Source organism: Streptomyces sp. NPDC014727, assembly GCF_043083485.1.
GTDB lineage: Bacteria > Actinomycetota > Actinomycetes > Streptomycetales > Streptomycetaceae > Streptomyces.
This window is the reverse complement of record NZ_JBIBYR010000004.1, coordinates 56,512-70,567: the sequence shown is the minus strand read 5'-3', so window position 1 is coordinate 70,567 and position 14,056 is coordinate 56,512. Positions and strand designations below refer to the sequence as shown.

Here is a 14,056-nt window from a genome sequence, read left to right as displayed (position 1 = left end):
GGGCCGGGCCCTGCCGCCCGGCCCCGGATGCCGCTGGGGTCCTTCGTTCGGATCAGGCCGGATCAGGACCCGAGCCCGGCGTGATCCGAACGAGAGGCCCTACGCGACCGGCGACCCGTTCCGTGCGGCGGGTACGTCCGAGTCACCCGCCGTGGCCGTCGGACCGCTCACCGCGGTGCCGCCGGCCGCCCCGGTCACCGCGGACACCGGCACGTCGGCCAGGCCCAGTTCCTGGACCGTCGTCAGCAGCTTCTGCGCCTGCCCCGGCGCGAGCCCCGCGCCCGGCGTCCGCATCATCCGCATCAGCAGCGCCGACACGGTGAGGTTCTGCACGTCCCCCGTCGACACCGAGCCCAGCACCCGCGTCAGATCGTCCGTGAACGACGAGGTGCCGTTCAGCCACGGACCCGCGAGCGCCTTCGCCGTGTCCGAGTTCTCCACGAAGCCGTCGAAGCTCTTGCCCATCGAGATGGACGAGACGAGGCGGTCGAAGAAGACCGACTCCCCGCCGACGATGTCGATGTCGGCGTTCTCCAGCCCCGTGGCCAGCACCGTCGCCTGCGACTCGGCGACCTGCCGCTGCACATCGAGCCCGGCCAGCCGGATCTCCTTCTCCGCGGCGAGCCGCAGCCGGTACTCCTCGTGACCGCGCGAGGCGTCGTCCAGCGCCGCCATCGCGGCGGCCTTCTCGGTGAGGCCCGCGGCCTCGGCCTTCAGCTTCTCGCCGATCATCGCCGCGTCGGCGGTCGCCTGGGCCTGGGTGCCCTCCGCGGTGGCCAGCGCCTTGAGCCTGGCCCCCTCCGCCTCGGCCTTGAGCCGGGCGGACGCGGCCTCGGCCTCGGCGAGACCGGTCTTCTCGATGACGTCGGCCTCCGCGTCGCGCACCTGGACCTCCGCGAGGCCCGGTGCCGCGGACTCCGCCTGGATGCCCTCGGCCAGCCGCAGCTTCGCCTGGGCGTCCAGGTCCGCCGTCTTCAGCCGGGCCTCGGCGAGCGTCAGCTGCTCGGCCGCCAGGTGGCCGGCCGCCGCCTCCGCCGCCTCCGCGGCCTTGATGTCCTTGACCAGCTTCTCCTGGGCCTCCGCCTCGGCGGCGATGATGACCGACTTGCGGGTGCGCTCCGACTCCTCGACGGCCCGCAGGGTCTTGATGGACTCCTCCTGCTCGGCGACCGTGCGGTCCACGGCGATCCGCTCCCGGATCACATCGGCGACCTCGCGGCGCTCGGCCTCGACCTCCTTCGTCGCGGCGATCCGGTCGAGTTCGGTCTGCCGCTCGCGCCCGATGACCTCGATCAGCCGGTCCTTCTCGATGCGCTCGTTCTCCACGGCGATGACCCGCTCGCGGTTCTTCTGTGCGACGGCGATCTCCCGCGCCTGGTTCTCGCGCTGGATGCCGAGCTGCTCCTCGGTGCGGATGAACGCGGCCTGGGCGCCCAGCCGTTCCTCCTCCTGGACCTTGGCGGTCGCGGCCTCCTCGCGGGCCCGCAGCGTCTCGACCTCGCGGCGCTGCTTGATCTCGGCCTCGGCCTGCCGGCGCTCCAGTTCCAGGATGGTCTCGCGGGCGTCGACGTTCTGCCGGGTGATCTCCTTCTGCTCGGTGCGCTGGTACTCGTTGGTGCGCACGTGCTCGATCGCCGTCAGCTCGGTGATCTTGCGGATGCCCTGGGCGTCGAGGATGTTGGCGCCGTCGAGCTGCGCCATGGGCGTCTGCTCCAGGAAGTCGATCGCCGCGTCGTCGAGGTGGTAGCCGTTCAGGTCCGTGCCGATGACCCGGATGATCCGGTCCCGGAACTCCTCGCGCTTGGTGTACAGATCGACGAAGTCCAGCTGCTTGCCGACGGTCTTGAGCGCCTCGGCGAACTTCGCGGCGAAGAACTCCTGGATCGCCACCTTGTCGCTGGCCCGCTCCGTGCCGATGGACTGAGCGACCTTGATGACGTCCTCGACGGTCTTGTTGACGCGTACGAAGAAGTTGATGTGGATGTCGGCGCGGATGTTGTCCTGGCAGATCAGGCCCTCGCGCCCGGTGCGGCGGATCTCGATGGTCTTCACCGAGATGTCCATGTACTCGGCCTTGTGCAGCACCGGCAGGACGACGGCCCCGGTGAAGGTGACATCGACCTTCTTGGTCTTGGAGATGATCAGTGCCTTGCCCTGTTCCACCTTGCGGAAGAGCCGGCTGATGACGAGAAGCAGGGCGACGGCGATGAGCAGGACAACGGCTACGAGCACACCGAAGCCCAGGGTGATGGCATCCATGGCAGTCCTTGACGGCTGGTGAGGAAGGTGGAGAGGAAGAGGGGCCCGGACGGGCGGCCGGGCGGTCGTCGGACGCGACCGCGACCGCGACGGGTACGGGCAGGTCGGTCAGCCGGCGCGGCGCGGAGTCCGGCGTGACGCGGGACCGGTGTCCTGGCGCGGGCTCGTGCGTGGTTTCGGCGGTCCAGGGTCCAGCGCCCTGTCGTACGGCGAGACCCAGAAGAACTCGCCCTCGTCGTCGTACGCGTAGAGAAGCCCCGCACTGCCGGAGACGAGAACCGCGTCGTCCGTGGCACACGTGTCGTCCGCGTCGTCCGTGGCCTCCGGGCCGTCCGTCGGACGCAACAGCCTCACCTGGACGATCGCGGTGGAGCCGTCGGCCGCGGCGACCTCGGCCTGGCCGAAGTCGGCACTGACGGAACCGGTACGGATCGTGCAGACCCGGCCGAGGAAGTCCTGCCGCGACGGAGGGGGCTCGTCCGGGAACCGCCGGCGCACCCAGTGCACCAGCATCCGCATCACGGCCCAGGCGGTCAGCAGCGCCCCGGCGAGCACGGCACAGGCCAGCCCGGCGCGGGTGAGGCCGGTGACACCGCTGCGGTGCAGCAGGACCGTACCGGCCAGGCTCGTGAACCAGCCGACGACGACCATCACGGACACCGAGACGGTGACCGGCACTCCGCCGATCCCGGCCATGCCGGTGTCGAGGTCCCCGTCGAAGGAATGGTGATCGGCCGCACCGGCCAGCACGAGGAGCCAGAAGAAGACGACCACGGCCAGCGCGGCGGCGAACAGGACGGCCGGGAAGGCGGTTGTCGCGCTCAGGAACTCCCGCATCGTCCACCCCCTCCCTGTCGTCGGGGGCGGTTGCGGTGGTGGTTCCGGTGGCGATTCCGGTGCTGCGGCCCGCGGACAGCGGCGCCGCAGCAGCCGGATCTTCCCCCGTATCCCCCGTGTTCCCCCGGTTGGTGCTGACCTGATCGTGTCATTCGAAGCCATGGCATGGCACTGCCGGAATCCGGCAATCTTTGTACGCTCTCGATGCCGGGCACCGGCACCGGCCGGTGTGCGTTGAGGTGGGTGTCGAGGTCGGTTCAGGAGTGGAGGAGTACGCGTGGCGGTGCCGGAGATTTCCGACGAGTATCTGGGGGACTACGTCCGCATACTGGCCGATGTCGCCGCCACCGGGCGCCGACTGACCCGGGACGAGCTGGACACCCGCCGGGTCCTGGGCCGGGAGGCCGCCGAGGCCGGATGCCAGCTGCGAGCCCTGGTCGGCCTCCATCTCGCCGCGACCCGCACCGACTGGCCGCGCGCCGCGTCGGCCGATGACGCGTCCACCGGCTCCGTGCTGGCCGCGGTCGAGCAGGCCGTCGACGCCTTCGCCGAGGGCTTCGAGCGGGCCCAGCGGCTCACCGTGCGGCGCGAGGAGGCGGCCCGCCGCGAGTTCATCGACGATCTGCTGTACGGGCGCAGCGACTTGGGCCGGCTCGCCGAGCGGGCCACCCGGTTCGGGCTGCGCCTTTCGCGCGCCCACGCGGTCGCGGTGGCGACGGGCCCGCAGGCGTACACCGAGACGGACTCCGTACCGCGCACCGTGGAGGCGGCGCTGCTCACGCGGTTCAGCGGCCGGAAGATCCTGATCACGACGAAGGACGGGCGGCTGGTCTGCATCGCTCCCGGCAGCCAGCCCGATGTCCTGCGGTACTTCGCCAAGCAGTCGCACGCGGCGACGGACGGCGGCCGGGTCGCCGTCGGCCGCCCGCACCGGGGCCCCGGCGGCGTGGTCCAGTCCTACGACGAGGCGCTCGACGCACTCGATCTCGCGGAGCGGATGGATCTGGACGATCCGGTGCTGTACGCGGCCGACCTGCTGGTCTATCCGGTGCTGACCCGTGACCGGCAGGCGATGGCCGATCTGGTGCGCAGTCAACTGGGCCCGCTCCAGCAGGCGCGCGGCGGCGCCGAACCCCTGCTGCGGACGCTCACCGTCTACTTCGACTCGGGCTGTGTGGCCGCCGAGACGGCGCGGCGGCTGTCGCTGAGCGTGCGGGCGCTGACCTACCGGCTGGAGCGGATCCATCAGCTGACGGGTGCCGATCCGTCCGATCCGATGCACCGATACACCCTGCAGACGGCGGTCATCGGCGCCCGGCTGCTGGACTGGCCGTCCAAGGATCTGTGACCCGCCCCGCACCGACCGCGCGGCCCCGTGCGGGCGCCGGGTCCTGCCCGACCGGTCGTCAACGTCCGCAACGGGTGGCGGCGGCGGGGCCCGACCTCGGGTACGGGCCGGGCCGGCGCACCCTGGCCGTGGCGGGGGCGGTCCGTCCGGGGGCCTGCGCGGTCAGTGGGGGATCGACGGTGAGGACCGTGACCCCGGCGCACCCCCGGCCTGCCGGGCGCGGACCGGTGGTCGGTCGGTCCGCGGACGCTCCGGCGGTACGGAGGGCGGGCCGGGAGGCCGCTCCGCGCGGGGTACCTCGGGTCTTTCGTCCGGATCAGCCGGGATCGGCCACCGGGGCACGCGAGCCCGGCGTGATCCGAACGAGAGGTCCTACAGGTCGAACTCGTGCGGCGGAAGGTCGAGTGCGAAGCACGCCTCCCGCACGACGGCCTGCTCCGTCTTGTCGAAGTCGCCGTCGGCGCCGCCGATGACGATGCCGATCTGGATGACGGCACGCGCCTCGGCGGGCTTCTTCTTCGCCTTGCCGATCTCCTGGAGCACGCTGACCTTGCCGAAGGCGAAGTCTGCGGTGAGCTTGTTCACATACTCGTTGAAGCGGCGCTGGAGATCGTCCGCCGGGAAGTTCTGGAGAACCTCGTTGGTGGCGATCAGCGAGGCGACACGCTGGCGTTCGGACGGATCGATGGAACCGTCGGCGGCGGCGACCAGGGCGCACATCGCCATGCTCGCATCGCGGAACGCACCGCTCTTCAGGTCGTTCTTCTTCGCTTCCAGCTGCGACTGCATCGACGAAGCGGATTCCTTGATCCGATCCCACAGTGCCATGTCGTCTCCATACGTTGCGTTGCGTTGTGTTGCCGGAACGAAATCCAACTCTACAGACGTGTAGAAATTAGCAGGGCGGGTGCCCGCCGTGTCCGGAAACGGTGGTGAGTGCGATGCCGCGGGCGCGGTGGGCCCGTGCGCCGTCCGGGCCCCGTGCGCTGTCCGGGCCTCGGGCTGGAACGTCGTCCCGATCGCTTCGTCCGGCCTCAGTCGGCGGACGAGGCGAACTCCTCCTGCGCGGCGGGCGCCGGCCGGGCCGTGGGAAGCCGGGCGCTGCCCGTGGTGTCCCCGCCGTCCCGGCCGCGCCACGTCTGGATCCGGGCCACGACCGGCTGGGTCCAGCGGGCGGTGAGCGGTCCGACGATGACGAGGATGAGGACGTACGCGGTGGCGATGGGCCCGATACGGGGCTCGGTCGCCACGGCCAGGCCGGCGATGACGATGGAGAACTCACCGCGGGCGACGAGCGTTCCGCCGGCCCGCCACCGTCCGCGCGAACCGATCCCGGCCCGCCGGGCCGCGTACCAGCCGGTGCCGATCTTGGTGAAGACGGTGACGATCGCCAGCAGCGCCGCCGGAAGCAGCACCGGAGGAATCGCGGAGGGGTCGGTGGAGAGTCCGAAGAACACGAAGAAGACGGCGGCGAACAGATCCCGCAGCGGGGTCAGCAGCTTGCGCGCCCCCTCGGCGACCTCGCCCGACAGCGCGATGCCGACCAGGAACGCCCCGACGGCCGCGGACACCTGCAACTCCTGTGCCACACCGGCCACCAGGACGGTCAGGCCGAGTACGACCAGGAGCAGCATCTCCGGATTGTCGGAGGACACGGCCCGGCTGATCAGCCGTCCGTGCCGCAGCGCCAGATAGAGCACGAACCCGACGGTACCGAGCGCGATGAGCAGCGCGATGCTGCCGCCGGCGAGCCCCACTCCCGCGAGCATCGCGGTGAGCAGCGGCAGATACACGGCCATCGACAGGTCCTCGATGACCAGCACGCCCAGGATGACGGGTGTCTCCCGGTTTCCCAGCCGTCCCAGATCGGTGAGCACCTTCGCGATCACCCCGGACGACGAGATCCAGGTGACGCCGGCCAGCGCCACGGCCCCCACGGGCCCCCAGCCGAGCAGCAGCGCCGCCACCGCTCCGGGGGTCGCGTTGAGCACGAAGTCCACGGCCCCGGAGGGGTATTGCGTCTTGAGACTGGTCACCAGCTCCGAGGCGCTGTATTCGAGGCCGAGCAGGAGCAGCAGGAGGATGACGCCGATCTCGGCGCCGACGGCGGTGAATTCCTCACTGGCCCCCAGCGGCAGCAGCCCGCCCTGCCCGAAGGCGAGTCCCGCCAGCAGGTACAGCGGGATCGGCGAGAGCCCTATCCGCCCGGCGAAGCGCCCGATGATGCCGAGTCCCAGAATGACGGAGCCGAGCTCCACCAGCAGCGCGGTCGTGTCGTGCACGGTCAGCCCTCCGAAATGATCTCGGAGAGCGCGTCGACGCCCTCCCTCGTACCCACGACGACGAGCGTGTCCCCGATGGCCAGCCGGAAGTCCGGCCCGGGAGACGGATGCGCACTGTGCGTCCGCAGCACGGCCACGATCGAGGCCCCCGTCCGCGTCCGCGCCTTCGTGTCGCCGAGCAGCCGCCCGCCGTAGGGGGAGCGGGTTCCGAGCGGTATGTGCTCGGTGACGAGATCGATGCCCTCGGTGCGTACCGCGTCGATGGGCGCGGAGTCGATGAGGTGCGCGAGGCCGGTGGCCTCCTGCGGTGTCAGGGGTACCGAGAGGCGGCACGAATCAGGGTCGTCCTGGTCGTAGAAGCCGATGAACCGCCGCCCGTCGTGGTGGACGACGACGGAGATGTGCTGTCCCGACTCGGTCGTGTAGTCGTACTGCACACCGACTCCGGGCAGCGTGGTGCGGTGGGTTCCCATGACGTCCTCCCGAGGGGTGCGGCGGCGCGGCGACGCACTTGGTGATCTCTTTAGATGCCCATTACCCTATCCGGAGGATCCCGCCGCCTCCGGGGCGCGGGGCTGCCGGGTTCGCATCCGGCGTGCGTCATGCCCTCCGACCGCTGAGACCGCTTTGGCGCCCTGCTCGGCCGGGCGTCGCGGTGCGGCTGCGGGTGCCTGACCCGGCCGCCGTGGACGCGGTGGCTGTGGCGGCGTACGTGGAACGGGCCCGGCCGGTCCACCTGTCCCTTCCGGGGTGAGGTGGACCGGCCGGGCCCGCCGGAACCGGAAACCCGACGCGAAGCCGGCCCCCGGATCCGCACCGTCAGGAGATGCGGATGTCCGACCAGTTCGTGGCCTTGCCGATCTGCGACCGACTGGCGAAGCCGCCGTGACCGTTGCCCCGGTTCAGCCAGGCGCGGCCGTTCTTGTCGAGAGAGACCAGGTCGGCCCGGCCGTCCCCGGACAGGTCGAGCCCGCCGACCACGTCCTTGTAGGAGGTGCCCCAGTCCTTGAAGACCAACGACCGGGGCTTGAAGGTGCCGGCGCCGGTTCCTCGGAACCGCCACAGTTCGTTCGACGCGTCGAGGGCCAGCAGGTCGTTCTTGCCGTCACCGTCGAGGTCCCCGGCGGCGATCAGCCTCTTGTAGCCGCCGATACCGGACGCGGCGAGCGAGCGGGCCTTGAAGCCGCCCGCGCCGTTGTTCGCGTACACGTACAGCTTCCCGGTCGAGGCGGACCGGGCCAGCAGGTCGGCCCGGCCGTCGCCCGTCACGTCGCCGAGCGAGACGACCGCGTCGTACCCGCTCCAGTCCGAGGAGACCTTGACGTGGAACGACTGCTGGTCGGGCAGCCCGCCGCAGATCGTCGGGTAGACGCGGGCCTCGCCCTTCGGGTAGCGGACGAACACGTCGTTGCAGCGGTCGCCGTCGAGGTCGCCGAACGGCAGCACGAGCGTGCCCGTCGGCCAGCTGCTCGCGCGCTGCCCCGCGGACAGCTTCGTCGCGTCGCCCGCGTACACCTTCAGCCCGGTGCTGTTCCGGCCGAACAGGTCGGACTTGCCGTCGTCCGTGTGGTCACGCCACTTGGGCAGCGCGCGGCTGGTGGTGGTGGCCTGGTGGACGCCGTCCAGGACGATGCTGTTCGTCTTGGTCAGCTTGTACTCGTCCCACAGCACGACGGGTCGGCCGAGCGCATCGGGGGCCACCTGGGGCGCCCCGGTGGACCGGGCACTCGTCGCGCTCAGCCGCCGCGGGGCGGACCAGGTGCCGCCTTTGAAGACGGCGGCCATCGTGTACTCCTCGCCCGAGTAGCCCTCCCGCCACGTCACCGTGACCGTGCCGCCCGAGGTGGCGGCCGCGTCGACCGCGCGCACCTTCTTGTGCGTGGAGAAGCGCTGCGTGTACGGCTGCCAGGCGCCGGTGGCCGCCGAGCGCACCGCGTACCAGGGGCCGGTCGAGTAGCCGGGCCCGCCGGCGACGAAGAGGTCGCCGTTGGGCAGGTGGACGGGTGCCGTCATCCCGTACGTGCTGCCGGAGCCGGCGGCGGACCGCGGGGTGCTCCACTGCGTGGCGCCGACGGGCCGGCGCGTGTGCATGAGGTGCGCGGTGTCGTCGTAGAACACGTCGAAGCCGCCCCGTGGATCGGCGAACACCTTCGGGCGCGCCAGGTCCACGCCCGGGACCGGGAAGCCCTTGACCGCGGTCCAGGCGGACGCGCCGGGGGCCTTCTCCAGGGCGACGACGGCCTTGCTCGCCTGCCACTGCCACACCAGCAGGGCGGTGCCGTCCTTGGCCACCGCCAGGTCCATGGCGGAAATGTCCCGGCTGCCGGACGGCGGCTGCTCGTCGAGGTCGGCCGGAGCGGTCCACGCGGCCTGCGGGCCGGTCTTCTCGGCGGCCTTCACCACGCCGGAGACCGACCACAGGGCGACCAGCCGGCCATGGGGGGCCGCCGCCAGATGGTGGTAGCCCTTCTCGGGGACCGCGGCGACGTACTCGGGCTCGGAGAAGGCGGTCGCGCCGGGCGCGAGGGTGGCCACCTTCAGCCAGTAGTCGTTGTGGTCGTCGGCGCGCTTGGCCCGCCAGACCAGGCGCACCGAGCCGTCGTTGAGCGAGACGAGCTCGGTGTTGTACCCGCCGGCGTCCGGCCAGGTCTGCGGGGCGAGCCAACGGGTGCTGCCGGCGGGCCGGATCCGGGTGGAACGGGAGAGCCCGTCGCCGGTGAGGGAGACGAGGGCGCCGTCCCCGGCCGACTCCAGGGCGTACAGCCCGCCCGAGGCGGAGGCGGGGTCGGGGCTCGGGGCGTGCAGGGTGCGGGTGCCCCACGGGCCCGGCACACGCGTCTCGACGGCGGCCGTGGCGGTGGCGCCGGCGGCCGCGACCGTGGCGGTGGGGTGGGCGGCGGCCGGGGCCGCGGCCGCCAGAGCGAGGATGGGAGTGAGCGCGATGCCGAGCACCACGCGGGAGTGCGAAGTCATGGGAATGCCCCCCCGGGCAGGCGTATCCGGCGGCGCGGATTCGCCGAACTGTTCGATCAAATCAGGCGCAGCGTATATCAGCCAAGATCGGCCCGTTCGGGGTTTCCCTCCCCCTGCTCAGAGGGATTCGGTCGGCGCGCGCAGCACCGGCAGGGTCTCGGCCGGCCCGACATGGACAGCATCACCCGCCGGACCGGGATCGCCCCTCCAGGAGCTGTCCGCGTCGGCCACGGTGAGGTGGCGGCGGTGCGCACGCGTTCCGCCTCGCAGCTGAGGCCGGTGATCTGCAGCTATCGGCGACCGCACTGCGGGGGCCGGCCGTGCAGTGCGTCGATCTCGGCTACCGGGCCGAGGCGGTCCAACTCGGCGAATCCTGTGTCGAATACGGCCGACACCTCGACAACCCGCGCGCGTGCCGGTCGTCGGGGTCATCACCCGGCATTTCGTCCACAAGATGCCTGTAGGCCGTTGCCTCGATCTCACAGTCGGCGAAGAAACGTCGGACGGCTTGGGCGACCGCGGCAGCCACCGCTGCCGAGCGCCTGCCCTCCCGGACGATGACCCGCTCCCACTCCGCGAGCAGCCGTTCGGACCACACGATCTCGTGGACGGAGTCCTCAGTGAGGGCCGGCATCACGTCCATCACCGAGAACGGAAACAAGACGTTGGGGTCCACAAAGACCCGCGCTGCCACGCTCCCCCTCTTCTCCTTCACTGGCTGCCGATGACACCCGCAATCAATAGGGCGGTTCGACGCCCTCCAAGGCATCCGCGATCTGACGCCGCCCCTCCCTGCGGCGCTCGCGCCGCTGCTGGAACGCCAGTACGTCCGCAAGGCGGACCACTCGGTGGCTGCTGCCAGGCAGGTTCGTCGAGGGGATGTCGCCGACATCGAGCAAGCGGGAGACGAACGGCCGGGACAGGCCCAGGAGTTCAGCGGTCTCAGCGGGCGACAACTGCACCTCGGACGCCAGTACCGTAACTGCATGTCCGCGGGACAGCTCACCGGCCGAGGCCAGAAGGATGCGGACCAGTTCCCCCGGCAGTATCAGTTCGCCGCCATCCGGGGTGCGCACCAACACCTCGACCGACTCCGGCGCCATCCGAGCAGTCGCGGCGAGCGCGCACTGGTGCGACGGATCCGGTTCGACCTTCTCGGCATGGGCAAGAACGCTGGAACGAGCCATGGCCGCCTCCCATCGCTGACCCGCCGGTGAATGTATCTGCAATAACTGTAACCGGATGGTCCGGCGTGGGCAACCGGGGAGAATGCGTCCCGCCTTGCCCTGTGTGGGAGTGGCTGGCTCTGCTTCCCGGTGCTGCTGCTCACCGGCTTGGCGAGGCCCTCGGACTGGATATGTGGGTGGCGGCAGGACCACGGATGTGTCCGTGTTCGGTGCGTGGGCGAGCTTGAGCAGGGAGCCGACGGATGTCTCGCCGCGGCACTGCTCGGCTTTCTGTGTCAGGGTGAGGGGTGGCCCCGCTGCGTCGGCGAGTCCCTTGCTGGGTCGGATCGGAGCACCGCAGATGCTTGGTCCGCCTACCGTTCGCAAGGTCGGTCAGTGCGCTCGGCTCAGCCCTCGCGGGGAACGTTCCCGCTTCGCTCGCCCCCGTGGCTCGCGGTCGGCTTTCCGGGGCTGGTCAAGTCGCCCTGAGAAAAGCCGCTTCGGGCAGGCCGCCACGCCCGCTTCCGGCAGCCTCCGTGATGCGGCGACAGGGTCGTAAGCTCGCGGTCACAGTCGTCAGGGATCGACCGGGATGCCCATGGGCGGCTACGGGCGCAAGGAGCACGCGATGGCGGACTTTCGGGATCTGAAGTTCCGGGCGGTCACGGCGTTCCAGCGGCATGTCGCCAACCCGCTCACCCGGCGGTTGCGGTCGCAGACCCTCCTGGAGACGACGGGCCGCACCTCGGGCCTCCCGCGCCCCACGCCGGTGGGCGGCCGACGCGTGGGCCGGGAGTTCTGGCTGGTGTCGGAGTACGGCGAGAAGTCGCACTACATCCGCAACATCCAGGCCGACCCCCGGGTCCGGGTCAGGATCAAGGGGCGGTGGCACACCGGTACCGCCCACCTCCTGCCCGAGGACGACGCCCGTGCCCGGCTCAAGAAGCTGCCGCGGTACAACAGCGCCGCGGTGCGGGCGCTGGGGACGGACCTGCTGACCGTGCGGGTGGATCTCGCGGACTGAGTCCGGACATGGGTGTGCCCGGGTGGTGTGGGACCACCCGGGCACGTAGGGGCGTCGGCGTGCCGGATCAGTCGGTGATCTCGATCTTGCCGTTCTGGTCGCCGGCCGGGGCGGCGGTCGCCGGCTGGGCCGGGACCTCCGCCGTGGCGCCGGAGCCCTTGAGGTTCTTCAGCAGGGCGGCGAGGTCGACCCCCGTGGCGGAGCTGAGGAGTTCCATGCCCTGCGCGACGTTGTCCGTGACGGTACGCGACAGCCGGCTCGCGCCGTCCGTCGAGATCACGGTCATCTTGTCGATGGCGCTCAGCGGTTCGGACGCCTTGGCGACGACCTGCGGCAGCACCTCGACCAGCATCTGGAGCACGGCCGCGTCGCCGTAGCGGTCGAACGCGTCCGCCTTCTTCTGCATGGCCTCGGCCTCGGCGGCGCCCTTGGCCGCGATGGCCGCGGCCTCCGCCTCGCCCTCGATGCGTACGGCGTCGGCGAGTGCCGAACGGTGCAGCTTCTCGCCCTGACCGGTCAGCCGGGAGCGCTCGGCGTCCGCCTCGGCCTCCTTGACCTGGGCGATCCGGCGGGCCTCGGCTTCCTGCTCGGCCTGGTAGCGGGCGGCGTCGGCGGGCTTGCGGACCTTGGTGTCGAGCTCGCGGTCGGTCAGTGCGGCCTGCCGCTGGGCGACCTTCTCCTGCTCCTCCAGAACTTCCTGCTGGCGGGCGGCCTCGGCGAGCGGGCCCGCCGCGTTGGCCTTGGCCGCGGCGGCTTCCGTCTCGGCCTTGATCTCGGCCTGCTTGAGGTAGAAGGTCCGCTCGGCGATGGCGATCTCCTCGGCCGCCTTGAGCCGGGCCTGCTCGGAGGCGCGCTTGGCGATCGCCTCGGCGATGTCCGCCTCCTGCTTGGCGCGGGCGGCCTCGGGGCGGCCGAGGTCTTCGAGGTAGGAGCCCTCGGTGGTGATGTCCTGGATCTGGAAGGCGTCCAGGATCAGGCCCTGGCCGGAGAGGCTGGCCTCGGCCTCCTCCGCGACCTGACCGGCGAACGCCGCGCGGTCGCGGATGATGTCCTCGACCGACATCCGGCCGACGATGGCGCGCAGGGCGCCGGAGAGCACTTCCTGGGTGAAGCCGACGATGCCGTCCTGCTGCTGGAGGAATCGCTGGGCGGCGGCCCGGATCGCTTCCTCGCTGCCGCCGACCTTGACGATCGCGACGCCTTCGAGGTTGGACTTCACACCCCGCAGGGTGACGGCTCCGCGCACGGCCACCGGGATGTGCCGGCTGGACAGGTCCAGGGTGAACTTCTGCTGGACGAACGGGACGACGAAGACGCCGCCGCCGACGACGACCTTCTGGCCGCTGTTGTCGATGCTGGTACGGCCGGTCACCGGGTCGGTCGACTTCTTGCCGCGGCGTCCGGTGATGATGAACGCCTCGCTGGGCCCGGCGACCTTGTAGCGGGTGATGACGACGAGGGCGAGCAGGACCAGGAGTACGACGACTCCGACGACTGCGGTCACGACTGGGCTCATAAGGGTGTCCCCCCTGCCTCCCTGCGGGGACGGCAGCTTGTTTTCGGACGGTGTAACGGCTGACGGTGCTCAGTGCTCGACGGGGCGCACCGCGACCGAGGTGGTCGACAGCGCCGCCTCCACCCAGATCTCGGTCCCGCGTGCGACCGGAACCGGGCTCTTCGCCGCCAGCTTCACGGGCTGGCCCGCGAGCCGCAGGAGGACCTCGCCGTAGCCGTCGGCCGGGATGGCCGTGACGACCGACCCGGACGTGCCGACGAGATCCTCGCCGCGCGGTGTGGTGCTGGTCTGGTCCCTCATCAGGGCCTTGCTGAACTTCCAGGTCAGCCAGGCCGCGACGATCCCCGCCAGCACTCCGGCCGCGGTGGCGACGACCGTCCCCGCGCCGGTGGTGCCGAGCACGATCGCGCCGCCGAAGCCGAGCATGGAGAGGAATCCGGCGATGACGGGGAGGGACAGGAGGCCGTCGAAGAGGCCGTCCAGTACGCCTCCGAAAAGGCCTTCGAGGATCCCGTCGAAGATCAGGGACAGGGCGAGCAGGACGATTCCCGCGATTCCGAGACCGAGAAACAACGTCACGTGATCACCTTCCCCGGTCTCCGGAATCCCCCGCGCATGTCTCCCCCGAACATTTCCGTCGAACTTGCTGCA

At 71.1% G+C, this 14,056-nt stretch carries 12 protein-coding genes; 2 read left to right on the top strand and 10 right to left on the bottom strand.

Annotation, left to right across the window (positions count from 1 at the left end; translation table 11 throughout):
* Positions 1-99 precede the first annotated feature (99 nt).
* Entirely contained in the window at positions 100-2,259 is a 2,160-nt protein-coding gene (locus tag ACF1B9_RS08700) for a flotillin family protein (RefSeq protein WP_391741426.1), read from the bottom strand.
* Between the two features lie 108 nt (positions 2,260-2,367).
* Complete coding sequence (locus ACF1B9_RS08695) at positions 2,368-3,096, bottom strand: hypothetical protein (protein ID WP_391741427.1); 729 nt, start codon at positions 3,094-3,096, stop codon at positions 2,368-2,370.
* Between the two features lie 277 nt (positions 3,097-3,373).
* Between ACF1B9_RS08695 and ACF1B9_RS08690 the strand changes: the two genes are divergently transcribed.
* Positions 3,374-4,444, top strand: a complete 1,071-nt coding sequence (locus tag ACF1B9_RS08690) for a PucR family transcriptional regulator (RefSeq protein WP_391741429.1) — start codon at positions 3,374-3,376, stop codon at positions 4,442-4,444.
* Positions 4,445-4,816: 372 nt separating this feature from the next.
* On the opposite strand, the gene ACF1B9_RS08685 is transcribed toward ACF1B9_RS08690, so the two are convergent.
* The 6 genes from ACF1B9_RS08685 to ACF1B9_RS08660 all read right to left on the bottom strand — a co-directional run bounded on the left by ACF1B9_RS08685 (position 4,817) and on the right by ACF1B9_RS08660 (position 10,886).
* Positions 4,817-5,272 carry a TerB family tellurite resistance protein gene (locus tag ACF1B9_RS08685; protein ID WP_351071801.1) on the bottom strand — a complete coding sequence of 152 codons (456 nt, stop codon included), beginning with the start codon at positions 5,270-5,272 and terminating at the stop codon, positions 4,817-4,819.
* Between the two features lie 206 nt (positions 5,273-5,478).
* Complete coding sequence (locus ACF1B9_RS08680; protein ID WP_391741431.1) at positions 5,479-6,726, bottom strand: cation:proton antiporter; 1,248 nt, start codon at positions 6,724-6,726, stop codon at positions 5,479-5,481.
* Between the two features lie 2 nt (positions 6,727-6,728).
* Positions 6,729-7,199, bottom strand: a complete 471-nt coding sequence (locus ACF1B9_RS08675) for a TrkA C-terminal domain-containing protein (protein ID WP_351071796.1) — start codon at positions 7,197-7,199, stop codon at positions 6,729-6,731.
* A gap of 346 nt (positions 7,200-7,545) precedes the next feature.
* Positions 7,546-9,699, bottom strand: coding sequence for an FG-GAP repeat domain-containing protein (locus ACF1B9_RS08670; protein WP_391741433.1), 2,154 nt, complete (start codon positions 9,697-9,699; stop codon positions 7,546-7,548).
* A 340-nt stretch (positions 9,700-10,039) separates the two neighbouring features.
* A complete protein-coding gene (locus ACF1B9_RS08665) occupies positions 10,040-10,414 on the bottom strand; it encodes a hypothetical protein (RefSeq protein WP_391741434.1) in 375 nt (124 codons plus the stop codon).
* A 22-nt stretch (positions 10,415-10,436) separates the two neighbouring features.
* Positions 10,437-10,886, bottom strand: coding sequence for a helix-turn-helix domain-containing protein (locus ACF1B9_RS08660; protein ID WP_391741436.1), 450 nt, complete (start codon positions 10,884-10,886; stop codon positions 10,437-10,439).
* 607 nt (positions 10,887-11,493) lie between these two features.
* Here ACF1B9_RS08660 and ACF1B9_RS08655 point away from each other — a divergent pair.
* Complete coding sequence (locus tag ACF1B9_RS08655; RefSeq protein WP_391741438.1) at positions 11,494-11,889, top strand: nitroreductase/quinone reductase family protein; 396 nt, start codon at positions 11,494-11,496, stop codon at positions 11,887-11,889.
* Positions 11,890-11,956: 67 nt separating this feature from the next.
* Here the strand turns inward: ACF1B9_RS08655 and ACF1B9_RS08650 are convergent, their stop codons facing one another.
* The gene (locus ACF1B9_RS08650; RefSeq protein WP_391741439.1) at positions 11,957-13,405 is read right to left on the bottom strand and encodes a flotillin family protein; all 1,449 of its coding nucleotides are present in this window, start codon (positions 13,403-13,405) and stop codon (positions 11,957-11,959) included.
* Positions 13,406-13,474: 69 nt separating this feature from the next.
* Positions 13,475-13,984, bottom strand: a complete 510-nt coding sequence (locus tag ACF1B9_RS08645) for a hypothetical protein (protein WP_376278345.1) — start codon at positions 13,982-13,984, stop codon at positions 13,475-13,477.
* Positions 13,985-14,056: the final 72 nt, after the last annotated feature.